At 73.4% G+C, this 14,228-nt stretch carries 13 protein-coding genes and 1 pseudogene; 5 read left to right on the forward strand and 9 right to left on the reverse strand.

Features of this window, described 5'->3' with window-relative positions; translation table 11 throughout:
- The first annotated feature begins 44 nt into the window (after positions 1-44).
- Positions 45-1,466 carry a hypothetical protein gene (locus JOD64_RS00800; RefSeq protein WP_204940386.1) on the forward strand — a complete coding sequence of 474 codons (1,422 nt, stop codon included), beginning with the start codon at positions 45-47 and terminating at the stop codon, positions 1,464-1,466.
- A 230-nt stretch (positions 1,467-1,696) separates the two neighbouring features.
- Positions 1,697-1,960, forward strand: coding sequence for a class I SAM-dependent methyltransferase (locus JOD64_RS00805; RefSeq protein WP_204940387.1), 264 nt, complete (start codon positions 1,697-1,699; stop codon positions 1,958-1,960).
- Between the two features lie 246 nt (positions 1,961-2,206).
- On the opposite strand, the gene JOD64_RS00810 is transcribed toward JOD64_RS00805, so the two are convergent.
- On the reverse strand, positions 2,207-3,271 hold the full coding sequence (locus tag JOD64_RS00810; protein ID WP_204940388.1) for an NAD-dependent epimerase/dehydratase family protein: 1,065 nt from the start codon (positions 3,269-3,271) through the stop codon (positions 2,207-2,209).
- Between the two features lie 186 nt (positions 3,272-3,457).
- On the opposite strand from JOD64_RS00810, the gene JOD64_RS00815 reads away from it, so the two are divergent.
- Together JOD64_RS00815 and JOD64_RS00820 are read left to right on the forward strand one after the other, a co-directional pair.
- The gene (locus tag JOD64_RS00815; protein ID WP_307813146.1) at positions 3,458-4,762 is read left to right on the forward strand and encodes a molybdopterin-dependent oxidoreductase; all 1,305 of its coding nucleotides are present in this window, start codon (positions 3,458-3,460) and stop codon (positions 4,760-4,762) included.
- Positions 4,755-5,216, forward strand: a complete 462-nt coding sequence (locus JOD64_RS00820) for a hypothetical protein (protein ID WP_204940389.1) — start codon at positions 4,755-4,757, stop codon at positions 5,214-5,216. The genes JOD64_RS00815 and JOD64_RS00820 overlap by 8 nt, the downstream gene beginning before the upstream one ends.
- On the opposite strand, the gene JOD64_RS00825 is transcribed toward JOD64_RS00820, so the two are convergent.
- From JOD64_RS00825 to JOD64_RS00855, 7 genes are all read right to left on the reverse strand, one after another.
- Entirely contained in the window at positions 5,183-5,881 is a 699-nt protein-coding gene (locus tag JOD64_RS00825) for a RibD family protein (protein ID WP_204940390.1), read from the reverse strand. The genes JOD64_RS00820 and JOD64_RS00825 overlap by 34 nt on opposite strands.
- Positions 5,878-6,561: a GTP cyclohydrolase II gene (locus JOD64_RS00830; protein ID WP_204940391.1), complete on the reverse strand. Its 684-nt coding sequence runs from the start codon at positions 6,559-6,561 to the stop codon at positions 5,878-5,880. Before JOD64_RS00830 ends, JOD64_RS00825 begins: the two co-directional genes overlap by 4 nt.
- A 58-nt stretch (positions 6,562-6,619) precedes the next feature.
- Positions 6,620-7,558 (reverse strand): lysylphosphatidylglycerol synthase transmembrane domain-containing protein, encoded by a 939-nt coding sequence (locus JOD64_RS00835; RefSeq protein WP_204940392.1) that lies wholly within the window; start codon positions 7,556-7,558, stop codon positions 6,620-6,622.
- 65 nt (positions 7,559-7,623) lie between these two features.
- A complete protein-coding gene (locus tag JOD64_RS00840; protein WP_204940393.1) occupies positions 7,624-8,442 on the reverse strand; it encodes a class I SAM-dependent methyltransferase in 819 nt (272 codons plus the stop codon).
- The gene (locus JOD64_RS00845; RefSeq protein WP_204945837.1) at positions 8,439-9,485 is read right to left on the reverse strand and encodes a glycosyltransferase family 4 protein; all 1,047 of its coding nucleotides are present in this window, start codon (positions 9,483-9,485) and stop codon (positions 8,439-8,441) included. The genes JOD64_RS00840 and JOD64_RS00845 overlap by 4 nt, the downstream gene beginning before the upstream one ends.
- The gene (locus tag JOD64_RS00850) at positions 9,485-9,883 is read right to left on the reverse strand and encodes a 6-pyruvoyl trahydropterin synthase family protein (RefSeq protein ID WP_204940394.1); all 399 of its coding nucleotides are present in this window, start codon (positions 9,881-9,883) and stop codon (positions 9,485-9,487) included. Before JOD64_RS00850 ends, JOD64_RS00845 begins: the two co-directional genes overlap by 1 nt.
- 2 nt (positions 9,884-9,885) lie before the next feature.
- Positions 9,886-10,869, reverse strand: a complete 984-nt coding sequence (locus tag JOD64_RS00855) for a zinc-dependent alcohol dehydrogenase (protein WP_204940395.1) — start codon at positions 10,867-10,869, stop codon at positions 9,886-9,888.
- 93 nt (positions 10,870-10,962) lie between these two features.
- Between JOD64_RS00855 and JOD64_RS00865 the strand changes: the two are divergent.
- A pseudogene (locus JOD64_RS00865) lies at positions 10,963-13,481 on the forward strand (CDP-alcohol phosphatidyltransferase family protein).
- Between the two features lie 31 nt (positions 13,482-13,512).
- Here JOD64_RS00865 and JOD64_RS00870 read toward each other — a convergent pair.
- Entirely contained in the window at positions 13,513-14,166 is a 654-nt protein-coding gene (locus JOD64_RS00870) for a hypothetical protein (RefSeq protein ID WP_204940398.1), read from the reverse strand.
- Between the last annotated feature and the right edge of the window lie 62 nt (positions 14,167-14,228).

The following is a 14,228-nucleotide window of genomic DNA, read 5'->3' on the forward strand; positions in this document are numbered from 1 at the left end:
TTCCGCTCCGCGCAGGCCTGCGGCCGCCGTACCGTCCGGTGGTCATGACCTCGACCACCGCTCCCCCTGCCACCCCCGGACGGGCGCCGACCCGCCGCGTTCGTGGCGACCTGCTGGTGCTGGGTGTGGAGGTGGCGCTGCTCGCGGTGGCCGTGCTGGTGGGGGCGCTGCTCAACGCGCGCGGCGCCGGCCTGCACGCCGACGCCGCCCCGCTCTACGCGACCTGGCGACCGCACCTCGGCTGGGGCAGTCCACTCGCGCTGCTGGTCGCGGTCGCGGTGGTCGGCTGGGGGGCGCGGTGGGCCCGGACCGCCCGGTGGGGCCTGCTGCTGGTCTCCGCCTGGCTGGCAGCCGTGGCGTGGACGGTGTCGTTGGCCCTGGTGGACGGCTGGACGGCGGGACTGACCCGGCGGCTCACCTCGCAGGCCGAGTATCTGCACGAGGTTCCCGGGGTCACCGACATCCCGGCGATGCTGGCCGGGTTCACCGACCGGATCCTGGACTTCCAGCCCGCCGCCTGGTCCACCCACACCGCGGGTCATCCGCCGGGCGCACTGCTGATCTTCGTATGGCTGGACCGGGTCGGCCTGGCCGGGGGTGCCGCCGCGGGGTTGGCCTGCGTGCTGCTCGGGGCCACGGTCGCGATGTCGGTGCCGGTGACCCTGCGAGCGCTCGGCGCGGCCGACGCGGCCCGCGCGGTCATCCCGTTCCTGGTGCTGCTGCCCGGCGCGGTGTGGGTGGGCGCCTCCGCGGACGGGATCTTCGCCGCCGTGGTCGCCGCCGGCCTGGCTCTGCTGGCGGTACGTGGCCGGGCCGTCGCCGCGCTCGGCGGCGCGCTGCTCGGCTTCGCGCTGCACCTGTCGTACGGATTCCTGCTGGTCGGGGTGCTGGCGCTGGCCGTGCTGGCGCTGCGCCGTACCCATCGGTGGGGCGCGCTGTTCGCCGCGTGCGCCGGGGTGGCGGCCGTGACGGGAGTCTTCGTCGCCGCTGGGTTCCAGTGGTGGGTCGGCTACCACCTGGTGGTCGAGCGGTACTACCAGGGTTGGGCGGCGGACCGGCCGTACGGCTACTGGGTGTGGGCCAACCTGGCCGCGCTGCTGCTCAGCGCCGGGCCGGTGCTCGGGCCGGCACTGCGCCGGGCGCTGGTCGCCGCCGGGCGGCGACCCCCGGTGCTCGCGATGCCCGCGGCGGTGGGCTGGTGGCGGGCCGGCCGCCGGCTGGTCGGGCCGGAGGCGGTACGCGGCGCCGGCCCGACGGTGTTACTGCCTCTGGCCGCCGCGCTGGCGGTGCTCGGCGCGGACCTGTCCGGTCTGAGCAAGGCCGAGGTGGAGCGGATCTGGCTGCCGTTCACGGTCTGGCTGCTGGTGGCGACCGCCTGGTTGCCGGCGGGGTCGCGGCGCTGGTGGCTGGCCGCGCAGGCGGCCACCGCACTGGCGGTGAACCACCTGCTCTGGACGGTGTCCTAGACGAGTAAGTCCTAACCCTGGCCCGGGCTGTGGGCGCAGCCGGCAGCCGACGGTGACCGTCGGTCACCTCCGTCAGGGCGGATGCGGTAATGAGCGGTATACCTCAGAGTCATATTCATACCTCTGAGGTATACCGCTCAACAGCACATCGACATGGCAGGCAGCCAAAGCGGATGGCGGGCGTCCCTCTCCCGGACCCGTTAACTGCACGGAAGGGACAACCAGCCACTATGCGCGACGCCAACCGGGAAGTGCTGCGCACGACGTTCGGCCAGGACGCCGAACTCTACGACCAGTGCCGTCCGACCTATCCACCCCAGCTGTTCACCGACCTCGCCACCCTCGCCGGTCTCGGTCGACACGCTCGGGTGCTGGAGATCGGATGCGGCACCGGCCAAGCGACCCTGCCCTTAGCGGGACGAACGCCTTCTTCGACGACGCACAACGATGCTACGAACGCTTCGATCCGACAACACCGCCCGGCATGCGCCTGACCACCGATGACGAGACCGCCGAGGAGGCGGCGGAGTTTGAGCGATCGGCACGATTCGGGCCGGTCGAGTTCCGGCGCTACGAGTGGCAACAGACCTACACGGCCCACGAGTACCTGAACCTGCTCATGACCTACTCCGGGCATCGGGCCATGGCACCGCCCGGCTCGCCATCGCACACAAGACACCGTGACTCGCCTCGGCACGCGATCCAAGCCGACCCACGACCACGCCGCGAGGTCCGGTCGGTCAGCGGGCGAGAGCGGCCGGCTCCCGCAACGGGTCGGTGGCGAAGCCGGCCACGCCCTCGGCGAAGCCGACCCGGGCGGTGTAGCCGAGCAGTTCGGCGGCTCGGCGCGGATCGGCCACCACGTGCCGCACATCGGCCGCCCGGGCACCGCCGACCACCTGCGGGGCCGGCCCGCCCATCGCCTCGGCCAGGGTGACCGCCAGCTCCCCGACGGTGTGCGGCTCGCCCGAGCAGACGTTCACCGGCATCAGCGTGGCCGGCGACGCGGTGCGGGTCAGAGCCAGCAGGTTGGCGCGCGCCACGTCGCTGACGTGTACGAAGTCACGCCGTTGCCGGCCGTCCTCCAACACCCGGGGGGCCGCACCGGCGGCCAGCGCGGACCGGAAGATCGACGCTACCCCGGCGTACGGGGTGTCGCGGGGCATCCGCGGGCCGTAGACGTTGTGGTAGCGCAGCGCCCAGACCGCGCCACCGGTCTGCCGGGCCCACGCCGCGGCCAGGTGTTCCTGGGCGAGCTTGCTCGCCGCGTACGTGCTGCGGGGCTCGAGTGGAGCGTCCTCGGGGACGAGCGCCGGGTCGAGGCCGAGGCCGCAGCGCGGGCAGGTCGGGTCGTACCGGCCGGCGGCCACATCCTCGGGCCGCCGGGGCGCCGGACGCACCGTGCCGTGACCGGGACAGGTGTAGTGGCCCTCGCCGTAGACCACCATCGAGCTGGCCAGCACCAGCCGGCCGATCCCGGCCCGGTGCAACGCTGCCAGCAGCACCGCCGTGCCGAAGTCGTTGTGCGTGACGTAGTCGGGCCCGTCCGACGGGTCCAGGCCGTGCCCGACCATCGCCGCCTGGTGGCAGACCGCGTCCACCCCGGTCAACAACCGGTCCAACAGTGGGCCGTCGCGGACGTCGCCGCGTACCACGTCGTGCCGGCGCGACCAGGCGGGCAGCTCCCCGCCGTGTGCCTGGGGCAGCAGCGCGTCCAGCGCCACCACCTCGTGCCCCTGCTCGACGAGCAGGTCGACGACCTGCGATCCGATGAACCCGGCCGCGCCGGTGACCAGTACCCGCATTCCCGTCACGGTAGGGCGGTTCGGATGCCCGGCGGGCCGGTTCGGGTGACCCGTAAGGAGTTCACAACAGCTGGCGGCCCGGTAAGCGTTCGGTAATGCGGCAAACCCGTCCGGGCCGTACCTGCGCGGTCTAGCCTGCCGGCAGTGCACCCGCCGCCGGCCCACGGCAGCGAGGAAGGAGCCGCGGTGTCCCCGAGCAGATCCGGTCGACGCGACAGCGCGTGGAGACCACCCGGGGCGGACGCGGTGGAGCGGAGCTGGCGCAGCCCCCTGCGCGGGCCCCGGCTCACCGCCGTCTACGGGTCGGTGCTGCTGATCGCACTGCCCCTGGTCATCATCACCGGGCTGCTCGACTACGCCGCCTACGGCCCCCGGTTCGACCAGGCGTTTCCGACGAACGTGGGCTGGTTGCGGCTGCCCACGTTCGACTGGCCGACCCGGCCGTCCTGGCTCTTCCGGGTCACCCAGGGCCTGCACGTGACGCTCGGGATCGTCCTCATCCCGGTGGTGCTGGGCAAACTCTGGTCGGTGATCCCGAAGCTGTTCGCCTGGCCGCCGGTCCGCTCGCCGGCGCAGGCGTTGGAGCGGCTCACCCTGCTGTTGCTGGTCGGCGGGATCCTGTTCCAGATCGCCACCGGCCTGCTGAACATCCAGTACGCGTACCTCTTCGGCTTCGACTTCTACACCGCCCACTTCTTCGGGGCCTGGGTCTTCACCGGCGCGTTCGTGGCGCACGTGGTCATCAAGTTGCCCCGGCTGGTGACCGCGCTGCGGTCGCGCCCGCTCGGCGCGGAGCTGCGTACCCCGCGCGCGGCGACCCGACCCGAGCCGCCCGACCCGGACGGCCTGGTCGCCGCCGACCCCGGGCCGGCCACCCTCAGCCGACGCGGCGCCGTCGGCCTTGTCGGCGGCGGTGCGCTGCTGCTGGGTGCGCTGACCATCGGGCAGAGCCTGGACGGCCCGCTGCGCCACACCGCGCTGCTGCTGCCCCGGGGACGGCAGCCCGGCCCCGGACCGAACGGCTTCCCGGTCAACCGCACCGTCGCGGCCGCCGGCGTACGCCCCGAGCAGACCGGCGTCGGCTGGCGGCTGACCCTGCGCGGCGGCGGCCGGACGGTGACCCTGGACCGGCCCGGACTGCTGGCCATGGCCCAGCACACCGCCGCGCTGCCGATCGCCTGCGTGGAGGGCTGGTCGACCCGGCAGACCTGGACCGGCGTGCGGCTACGTGACCTGGCCGCGCTCGCCGGGGTGGCCGACCCGGCCAGCGCGCGGGTGTCGTCGCTGGAGCAGGCCGGGCTGTTCCGGACGGCGGTGCTCGCCGCCAACCAGGTCGTCGATCCGGATTCGCTGCTCGCCCTGCGGGTCAACGGCGTCGACCTCTCCCCCGACCACGGCTATCCGGCCCGGGTCATCGTGCCGGCCCTGCCCGGAGTGCACTGCACGAAGTGGGTCGCCGAGATCGACTTTCAGGGTCGGGCCGATGGCTGACCGGTTGCGCGCCGGCTACGGCGCCGCGCCCTGGCATCTCGTCGTGGTGACGGCCGCCATCGTGCTCGCCGGCTGGGTGGCGCTGCGGCTGGCGGGGGAGGCGACGTTCGGTCGGATGCTGCTCTGGTTCGTCGGGGCCGCCATCGCCCACGACCTGGTGCTCTTCCCGGTGTACGCGAGTGCCGACCGCGTGCTGCGCGCGCTGGTGCGCGGACGGGTGGCCCTGCTCAACCACCTGCGGGTCCCCGCGCTCGGCAGCGCCCTGCTGTTCCTGGTCTACTCCCCCGGCATTCTCCGCCTGGGCGAGACCACCCACCTCGCGGCGACCGGCCAGGACCAGCGGCCCTACCTGATGCGCTGGCTCCTGCTCAGCGCGGCGCTGTTCCTGGCCAGCGGCGTGACGTACCTCCTGCGCCGTCGTCAGGTTTCGGTGCAGCGGTCGGACAGCGCGTAACGGAGGAGCACCACGTCGCCGATCTGGCGGGCCTCGGCCAGCCGGGCGCGACGGCCCGGGTGCCACGGGAAGTTTCCCTCGCCGACGAACCGGGGCGCCCGACCGTCGCCGACGAAGAACGGGGCGACCACCAGGTGCAACTCGTCGGCGAGGCCGGCGGCGAGGAACTGGGCGTGCACCGTCCCGCCGCCCTCCACCATCAACCGCCGTACGCCTCGCGCGGCCAGGTCGGTCAGCAGCCAACCGGGGTCGACCGGGTCGCCCGCGTCCACCACGGTGGCCAGTCGGCCGACGCGTTCCTGAGTCTTCTCCAGCGCGCCGGTGGCGCAGTAGACGAGCCGAGCCGGATCGCCGGCGGTGAAGAACCGGGCGGTCGGGTCGAGGTCACCGCGGGCGGTCAGGGTGACCTTGGTGGGCGAGGCGGGCCGGCCACCCGCCACCCGCTCGGCCCGGCGGTTCGCCGAGCGCACCAGCAGCCGCGGATCGTCACGGCGGACGGTGCCGGCGCCGACCAGGATCGCGTCGCAGCTGGCCCGAACCCCGTCGACCCGGTCCAGGTCGTCCGCATTGGACAACAGCAACCGTTGGTCGGAGGCGTCGTCGATGTACCCGTCGATCGAGGCGGCGCAACTGAGCAGCACGTACGGCCGCGTCGAGCAGCTCATTGGGCGACGGGCCGGTCAGGGGTACGCCCCGCGAGCGCCTCCGCTACCTCGGTCTGCGCCGCCTTGGCGGCCTTCGCCGCCAGGTAGTCGGCGTTGGCCGGGGAGAGGAAGACGCCGGTGGGCACCCGTTCGGCCACGTCCACGCCGAGGCGGGTCAACTGCTCGGCCTTGTCCGGGTTGCTGCTCAGCAGTCGAATCCGCGGCACGCCCAGCGTGGCCAGCATCTGCGCGGCGGCGCTGTAGTCCCGCTCGTCCTCGCCCCGGCCCAGCGCGACGTTGGCCTGGTAGGTGTCCAACCCGGCGTCCTGCAGCGCGTACGCGTCGAGCTTGGCGTACAGGCCGATGCCACGGCCCTCCTGCCGCAGGTACAGCAGAAAACCGCCGAACTCGGCGATCCGCTGCACCGCCTCGCGCAACTGGGGCCCGCAGTCGCAGCGTTGGCTGCCGAACACGTCGCCGGTCAGGCACTCGCTGTGCGGGCGGACCAGTGGAGGGTCGCCGCCGGCGGCGAGCCGATCCAGGGCGCCCGCCCAGTCGCCGAGGCCGAGAGCGAGGTGCTCCCGACCGTCGACCAGGCCCTTGAACGAGAACACCCGGACGGTCGTGGCATAGCCGTCGGGAAAGGACAACGGCACCGTGACCTGCGTACGGATCGTGGCGACCGGCAATGCTTCGGGCATGGGACTCCTTTGTCCAGCGCCACCGCCGCGCGGCGACGCGTAGCGTTCCACAACCGACTCAACAACCGCCGCCGGAGGCGGCTTCCCGGCCGGCGGCAGGAGCTCGGCTCCGCCGGGCCAGCAGCACGGCGGCACCGGGCAGACTGGCCACCAACACCAGTGCCCCGTACACGGTGGCGGTGGCGACACCCTGAGCCGCGCTGAGCCCCGCCGCGCCGAACACCCATGCTGCCACCCCCTCGCGCGGCCCGAAACCCGCGACGTTCAACGGCAGGCCCATGGCGAGCAGGGCGAGCAGCGTCAGCGGCAGTAACCGCGACAGTGGAGCGTCCGCACCGGCGGTGCGCGCCGCCACCAGGAAGGTGGCCAGGTGACCGGCGACCATCACGGCGGAGGCGATCAGCACGCCGAGCCAGGTGCGCCGGGCCAACAGCCCGGACCGCACGTCTGCCACGGCGGTCCGCACCGCTCTCGCCCAGCGCGAACGCCCGGCGTTCGGAACGGCCCGGGCCAGCAGCACCGCGACCAGCCCGCCCACGACGAGCAGCGCGGCGGCGACCGGCAGGTACGGCCGCACCGGCGACGGGAAGGCCGCGAGCACCACCAGCGCGACTCCGACCAGGACGACCTGCCCGGCGGTACGCTCCCAGATCACCGCACGGATGCCCCGGCTGACGTCACCGGCGTCGCGGCCGTGGCGTACCGCCCGGTGCACGTCGCCGAGCACCCCGCCGGGCAGTGTGGCGTTGAGGAACACGGCCCGGTAGCAGTGCGCCACCGCGGTCGCCAGTGGCAGCCGCACGCCCAGGCCACCGGCGACCAGGCTCCACCGCCAGGCCGCGCAGACCGTGGTGACCACGCCGATCAGCAGCGCCGCGGTCAGCGCCGGAGCGTCGATCAGTCGCACTCCGGCGAGGAACGGGCCGCCCCCCACCTGCCACAGCAGGACGGCGAGCAGACCCACCCCGCCGACCATTCGTGCCCAGGCCCAGAACATCGGCGCCGGCCCTCCCCTGAAGATCGTCCACTTGCCCTAGTGCACGTACCCAGGGCGTGAACGGTTCATCCACCCGCGAGGAGGTCGCGATGCTCGACCCGCACGGTGAGCCGCCCGGCCGCTGCGTCGGCCAGCCGACGCTGGGCGTACGCGTGGGCGGGTCCGGCGAGGTCGGGGCGCTGCTCGCACGCCGCACCCAGCCAGCCGCGGAACCACTCGGCGGCCAGGTCGGCCTGCTCCGGGCCGAGGTGCCACGGGCTGGGCCGTTCGCGCACGTCCACGCCGTGGCGGGCGAACGCGGCGGCGGTGGCGGCGACCGCGTCCGGGCCGAGCAGCCGACGGCCGTCGACGGTACGCCGCTGGTGGTCGTTGAACGCGGCCTCGACCGCCGCGTCCAGCGGGTCGGCCGGGGTGAGCCGGACCCGACCGGTCACCGAGACGGCGAACAGGGCGGGACGGCCGACGCAGGCCGCCACCACCCGCTCGATCTCCTCGGCGCTGAGCATGTCCAGCAACGCGGACGCGGTGACCAGGGAACCGTCGGCCAGGTCGGTGGCGCTCAGCCGGGTGAGATCGCCGCACCGGGTGCTCACGGTGACCGGGGCGCCGTCGGCGGCGGTCACCCCGGTCATGCCCTCGGCGGCGCGGGCCAGCAGGTCGGCGTCCCGGTCGTGCAGCACCCAGTGCTGCGGGCCGGGCAACCGGGTGGCCAGCCAGCGGCTCATCGAGCCGGTGCCGCTGCCCAGGTCGTGGATCACCGTCGGGGCGGCACCGGTCAACCGGGGGCGGACGGCGTCGAGCAGGTCCTCGGCGCGGGCCGCCGCGTCGGCCGGCTCGCGCAACCGCAGCCAGTCCGCGAACGGCAGGGTCTCCTCGACGGTCATTCCGCCACCTCCTTCAGCACGGCGGCCAGCAACCCGACGGTCACCGGCCAGTCGGTCAGGGTGTCGCGCCGGGCGAGGGCAGCATGCCGCAGCCGGTCCCGCAGCGCGTCGTCGCCCAGCCACCAGCTCAGCGCGCCGGCCAGTGCGGCCGGGTCGTCCGGCGGGACGAGCAGCCCCGGCAGGTCACCGTCGGGGCTACGGCCGAGAGCCTCCGGTACGCCGCCCACCCGGGTGCCCAGCACCGGCAGGCCGCGGGCCAACGCCTCGGTGACGACCATGCCGTACGTCTCGCCCCGTGACGGCAGCACCAGCAGGTCGGCGGCGGCGTACGCGGAGTCCAGCGCCGCACCGGTCAGCGGGCCGGCCAACCGGACCCGATCGGCGAGGCCCGCACCGGCAAGCTGGTCGCGCAGCCGGCGCACCAGCTCGGGCTCCCGGTTCAGCGTGCCGACGCAGACCAGCGTCCAGGGCGCCTCGGCCAGGACGGTCAGGGCGTCGACCAGCACGTCGTGACCCTTGTGGCGGGTGACCGCGGCGACGCAGAGCAGTCGGCCGCCGGTGGCCGAGCTGGGGGGCACCGGTGGTGCCGGCGTCACCCCCGGCGGCGCGACCCGGATCCGGTCGGCGGGCAGTGGATGGCGCAGCAGCAGGCGGCGGCGGGTCCACTCGCTGGTGGTGACGACGGCCCGGGCGGTGGCGAGGGCTCGGGCCTCGGCCTCGTCGTCCAGGGGCATGTGCACCAGGACGACCAGCCGCAACCGGCGGGCGTGCGGGGCGAGCAGGTCCGGCACGGTCGAGGCGATCAGACCGTCGAGCAGCACCACGGCGTCGTCGGGCGCGGCGGCGAGCACCTCGGCCAGCGTCGCCCGCTCGGCCGGCGCGGGGTGCGGCCACGCGCCGGGCACCGCGTGCTCGTGCACCGCCCAGCCGCATTCGGCGAGCCCCGCGCAGATCCGCCGGTCATAGGTGTTGCCGCCGCTGGGCGTTGCCGGGTCGTCGATGTCACCGGGCAGGACGACGTGCACCGCCCGGCCCGCATCGATCACAGCGACCGCTCGTAGCTGGCCCAGGCGACGTGCGACTCGTGCAGGGTGACGGTGATGCCGGCCAGCTCGCGTGCGCCGGCGCCCAACCCGCCGGCGTGTACGCGCTCCGCCAACCGGTCCGCAACCGTGCGGGCCAGCACCTCGGTGGTGGTGTTCACCCCGGCGAAGGCCGGCTCGTCGTCGAGGTTGCGGTACGTCAGCTCGGCCAGCACGGCCCGCAGCTGCTCGGTGGCCAGGCCGATGTCGACAACGATGCCGTCGGCGTCCAGGTCGGCACGACGGAACGTCGCGTCCACCACGAACGTCGCCCCGTGCAGGCGTTGGGCCGGGCCGAACACCTCGCCCCGGAAACTGTGGGCGATCATCATGTGATCCCGAACGGTCACGCTGAACACGGTCACTCCCCGTCGTCGTAGGTGATGAGGTGGCAGAGCGCGGACAGGTCCCCCGCGCTCAGTCTGGCAAGCACGTCAGGCAACTCCGCGAACCGGGACGCACCGGTGATCAACGCGTCGAAGGCCGGATCGTCGAGCAGATCCAGGGCGAGCGCCAGCCGGTCGGTGTAACTGCGCCGCCCCCGCCGGGCGGGTGCGACCATGCCGACCTGACTACTGCGGACGGTGAGTCGACCGGAGTGGAACGCCCCGCCCAGCGACACCTGCACCGGGCGGTCGCCGTACCAGCTCAGCTCGACGACCGTGCCCTCCGGTGCGAGCAGGTCCAGCGAGCTTTGCAGGCCGGCACCGGTGGCGCTGGCGTGCACGACCAGGTCCCGGTCGCCGGTCGCGTCGGCTGGTTGGGCGAACTCGACGCCGAGCGCGCCGGCCACCCCGGCCCGGCGGGCGTCGGTGTCGACCAGCTCGACCTCGACGCCGGGGAACCGGGCGAGCAGCGCCGCGACGCAGCAGCCCACCATGCCCGCGCCGACCACGCTGACCCGGTCGCCGACCAACGGCGCGGCGTCCCACAGCGCGTTGACCGCGGTCTCCACCGTGCCGGCGAGGACCGCCCGGGCCGGTGGCACCCCGTCGGGCACCGGCACCACGGCGGTGGCCGGCACGACGTACGCGCTCTGGTGCGGGTGCAGGCAGAACACCGTGCGCCCGAGCAGCTCCGGCGGGCCCTGCTCGACCACGCCGACGCTGAGGTAGCCGTACTTCACCGGGCCGGGGAAGTCACCCTCCTGAAACGGCGCGCGCATCGCGGCGTGCTGGTCGGCAGGCACCCGACCGGCGAAGACCAGCGTTTCGGTGCCCCGGCTGACCCCGGAATAGCGGGTACGGACCAGCACCTCGTCGGGCCCCGGCGTCGGCAGCGACACCGGCCGGATCTCCGCCGCGCCGGGCTCGCGCACCCAGCAGGCGTACGCCTCGCGGATCACCGTCGCGCACCTCACCTTTGCTCCGGGCCGAACCGAACGGCCGCCGTTTCCGTGTTCCCTGTCGGGGTCGTCGATCATAAACACGGAGGTACGGTGCCCACAGTTCGAAGTGGTCCGAGGATCGGGCTGACCGCGCAACTGGGCGTGCTGGCCGCGCTGGCCGTCACGGTGGGGCTGAGCCCGGCGGGTTGGCTGGTCGGGGTCGGCTACGGGGTGGTCACCTGCCTCGCGTTGAGCCAGGGTCTGCACCGGGCCGACGCGGCCCGGTTGGGCCCCGCCGACCGGGTGACACTGACCCGGGCGATCCTCGTCGGCGCGGTCACCGCGCTGGTGGTGGACTCGTTCGACCGGCCAGCGCCGGTTGGGCTGCTGGTCACGGTGAGCGCCGTGGCGTTGCTGCTGGACGCGGTGGACGGCCAGGTGGCCCGGCGTACCCGCACGGTCAGCGCGCTGGGAGCCCGCTTCGACATGGAGGTCGACGCGTTCCTCATCCTGGTGCTCAGTGTGTACGTCGCGCCGACCGCTGGTGCGTGGGTGCTGGTCATCGGTGGGATGCGGTACGCGTTCGTCGCGGCGATGGTGGTCCTGCCGTGGCTGGACGGGCCACTGCCGCCGCGCTACTGGCGCAAGGTGGTGGCCGCCGCGCAGGGAGTCCTGTTGGCGGTGGCCGCCGCGCGGGTGCTGCCCGAGCCGTGGACCACGCTGGTGCTGGTGGCGGCGCTCGCGATGCTCGTCGAGTCGTTCGGCCGCGACGTCGCGTGGCGGTGGCGACACCGTCCCGCCGTCGCGCCGGAACCCGTCACCGTGCCGCCTCGGCTGCCGGTGCGTGCGTTGGCGGCCAGTTCGGGCGGTAGCGTCCACTCCGACTGGAGGCCGTGATGACCGTTCCCACTCGGGTGCGCCGACTGGCCGGCCTGTTCCGCTCGCACCGCCCGGGGGTTGACGCGTCCCCGCGTACCCCCGGGGTTTCCGCTGCCCGGGCCCGGCGGACGGCGAGGGCGGTGGGCAGCGGGCTGGCCGCTCTCCTGGTGTTCGCCGTGTTGGTGGGCCCGGACCGGCTCGGCCTGCTGACACCCGGCGCGTTCCTGCGCATCCCGCTGGAGGGGTTGCTCGTCGCCGCGCTGCTGCTGGCCCTGCCGGCGCGACCCCGGCGCGTCGCGGTGACCGTGGTCGGTCCGCTGCTCGGCCTGTTGGCCATCGTGAAGCTCGCCGACCTGGGCTTCCGGACGGCCCTCGACCGGCCGTTCGACCTGGTGCTGGACTGGTTGCTGCTCGACGACGCGTACGGCTTCGTGCGGGACTCGGCCGGCCGGGCCGGCGCGGTCGGTGCGGCGGTGGGTGTCGTGCTGCTCGTCGGCGCGCTGCTGCTGACGCTGACGCTGGCACTGCGCCGGCTGGCGTCGCTGCTGGTCCGTCACGAACGTGCCGCGACCCGGGCGGTGGCCGCGCTGACCGTCGTCTGGGTGGCATGTGCCGTCGTCGGGGTGCGGGTCGTGCCGGGCGTGCCGGTGGCCGACACTCAGATCACCGCGCTGGTCGGCGCGCACGCCGCTCAGATGGACGAACGGCTGCGTGACCGGGAGGTGTTCACCGCCAAGATCGAGGCCGACCCGTTCCGCGAGGTGCCGGGTGACCAACTCCTGACCGGGCTGCGTCGCAAGGACGTCATCCTCGCCTTCGTGGAGAGCTACGGGCGCGACGCGGTGGAGGACCCGGAGTTGGCGCCGCAGGTCAATGCGGTGTTGGACGCCGGGACCGAGCGGCTGCGCGCGGCCGGTTACGAGGCCCGCAGCGGCTTCCTCACCTCCCCCACCTTCGGCGGCGGCAGCTGGTTGGCGCACGACACGTTGCTGTCGGGTCTGTGGACGGACAACGAGCAGCGGCACCGCAGGCTGCTGGCCAGCGACCGGCTCACCCTCAACGGTGCGTTCCGCCGGGCCGGCTGGCAGACCGTCGGGGTGCTGCCGGCCGCCACCCAGCCCTGGCCGGAGAAGGGCTTCTTCTCCTTCGACAGGTACTACGACGCCGAGGCCCTCGGCTATCGGGGGCCGAAGTTCAGTTACGCGCCGATGCCCGACCAGTACACGATGCAGTTCTTCCAGCAACGGGTACGGGCCGACACGGACCGTCCGCTGATGGCGGAGATCCCACTGATCTCCAGCCACTCACCGTGGACGGCCGTGCCTCGGATGATCGGCTGGGACGAGGTTGGCGACGGTTCGGTCTACGGTAATGCCGCCACCGGCGAGGACGGTGGCGACGCTGACGACCGGGACACCAGCCAGATCCGGGCCGGTTACCGGCAGGCCATCGGTTACTCGCTGGAGACGCTGATCTCGTACGTGCAGACCTACGGGGACGACGACCTGGTGCTGGTCTTCCTCGGTGACCACCAGCCCGCCCCGGTGGTCACCGGCGAGGGCGCCAGCCGGGACGTCCCGATCACCATCGTGGCTCGTGACCCGGGGGTGCTGGACCGGGTGTCGGGCTGGGGCTGGCAGCGGGGGCTGCGGCCCGGGCCGGACGCTCCGGTGTGGCCGATGGACAGCTTCCGGGACCGGTTCCTGACCGCCTTCGGTCCGTCGACACCACCGATCGCCGCGCCACGCTGACGGCAGCCGGACGTTGTTTCGAACTGGGACTCTAGGGGCGGCTTTCCCTTTCAGACGTGCTGTCGCCGCGCAGACAGACGACGAAGGCGCCCGATCGCTCCGCGCTCCAGCGTTTGCGGGCCGGGTATCCATACCGACGGAGCTCTGCCATTTCGAAGCGCCAACGCAGGATGAACCCGGGACGATAGGCGACGAGGTTGATGCCCCACTGCCTCGCCAGCCCCTCCGCGCTGCTGATCATGCGATCGATGTCGCCGGGCTTGAGCTCGAGATCACGCACGGCGGTGATGACCACCGCCAACTCCGCCAGGCCAGGATGGGCAGGGCTGGCGTCTTCGTCGCCGGCCGCTTCGCCCAACTCCCAACGAATGGCCCGCGACACCTCGTCCGCGGTGACTCCGTGCGCCGCACGGGTGTGCTCGGTGGCAGCCGCGGCATCGAGGAGGGCTAACCATTCCTTGGTCACCCGCTCAGCGAACAGACGAATCTCGGCCGGGTTGTGCCGGTCGGGGCTCAGCCAGCGGACCGCGACGCTGAACATTCCCAGCAGCACGCCCCCCAAGGCTCTTCGGTCGAGGAATGCCCGCCGTTGCAGGCGACGCACCAACGAGCGATCTCCGAGCAGGTAGGCGTGCCAGTAGTAGCCCTGCGCCGTACTCAGGCCACTCGCCCGCCCCGTGGTCATGCCAGGAGGGTACGAACGGTCCACAAACGCACATGCCCGGTCTGCGCAGCGAAGAGTGACTA

Origin of the sequence: Micromonospora luteifusca (assembly GCF_016907275.1) — a bacterium.
Taxonomy (GTDB): Bacteria; Actinomycetota; Actinomycetes; order Mycobacteriales; family Micromonosporaceae; genus Micromonospora; species Micromonospora luteifusca.

Coding starts and splice junctions, on each gene's coding strand:
- JOD64_RS00800 (WP_204940386.1), top strand. CDS start 45: ATGACCTCGACCACCGCTCCCCCTGCCACCCCCGGACGGGCGCCGACC.
- JOD64_RS00805 (WP_204940387.1), top strand. CDS start 1,697: ATGCGCGACGCCAACCGGGAAGTGCTGCGCACGACGTTCGGCCAGGAC.
- JOD64_RS00810 (WP_204940388.1), bottom strand. CDS start 3,271: ATGCGGGTACTGGTCACCGGCGCGGCCGGGTTCATCGGATCGCAGGTC.
- JOD64_RS00820 (WP_204940389.1), top strand. CDS start 4,755: ATGGCTGACCGGTTGCGCGCCGGCTACGGCGCCGCGCCCTGGCATCTC.
- JOD64_RS00825 (WP_204940390.1), bottom strand. CDS start 5,881: ATGAGCTGCTCGACGCGGCCGTACGTGCTGCTCAGTTGCGCCGCCTCG.
- JOD64_RS00830 (WP_204940391.1), bottom strand. CDS start 6,561: ATGCCCGAAGCATTGCCGGTCGCCACGATCCGTACGCAGGTCACGGTG.
- JOD64_RS00835 (WP_204940392.1), bottom strand. CDS start 7,558: ATGTTCTGGGCCTGGGCACGAATGGTCGGCGGGGTGGGTCTGCTCGCC.
- JOD64_RS00840 (WP_204940393.1), bottom strand. CDS start 8,442: ATGACCGTCGAGGAGACCCTGCCGTTCGCGGACTGGCTGCGGTTGCGC.
- JOD64_RS00870 (WP_204940398.1), bottom strand. CDS start 14,166: ATGACCACGGGGCGGGCGAGTGGCCTGAGTACGGCGCAGGGCTACTAC.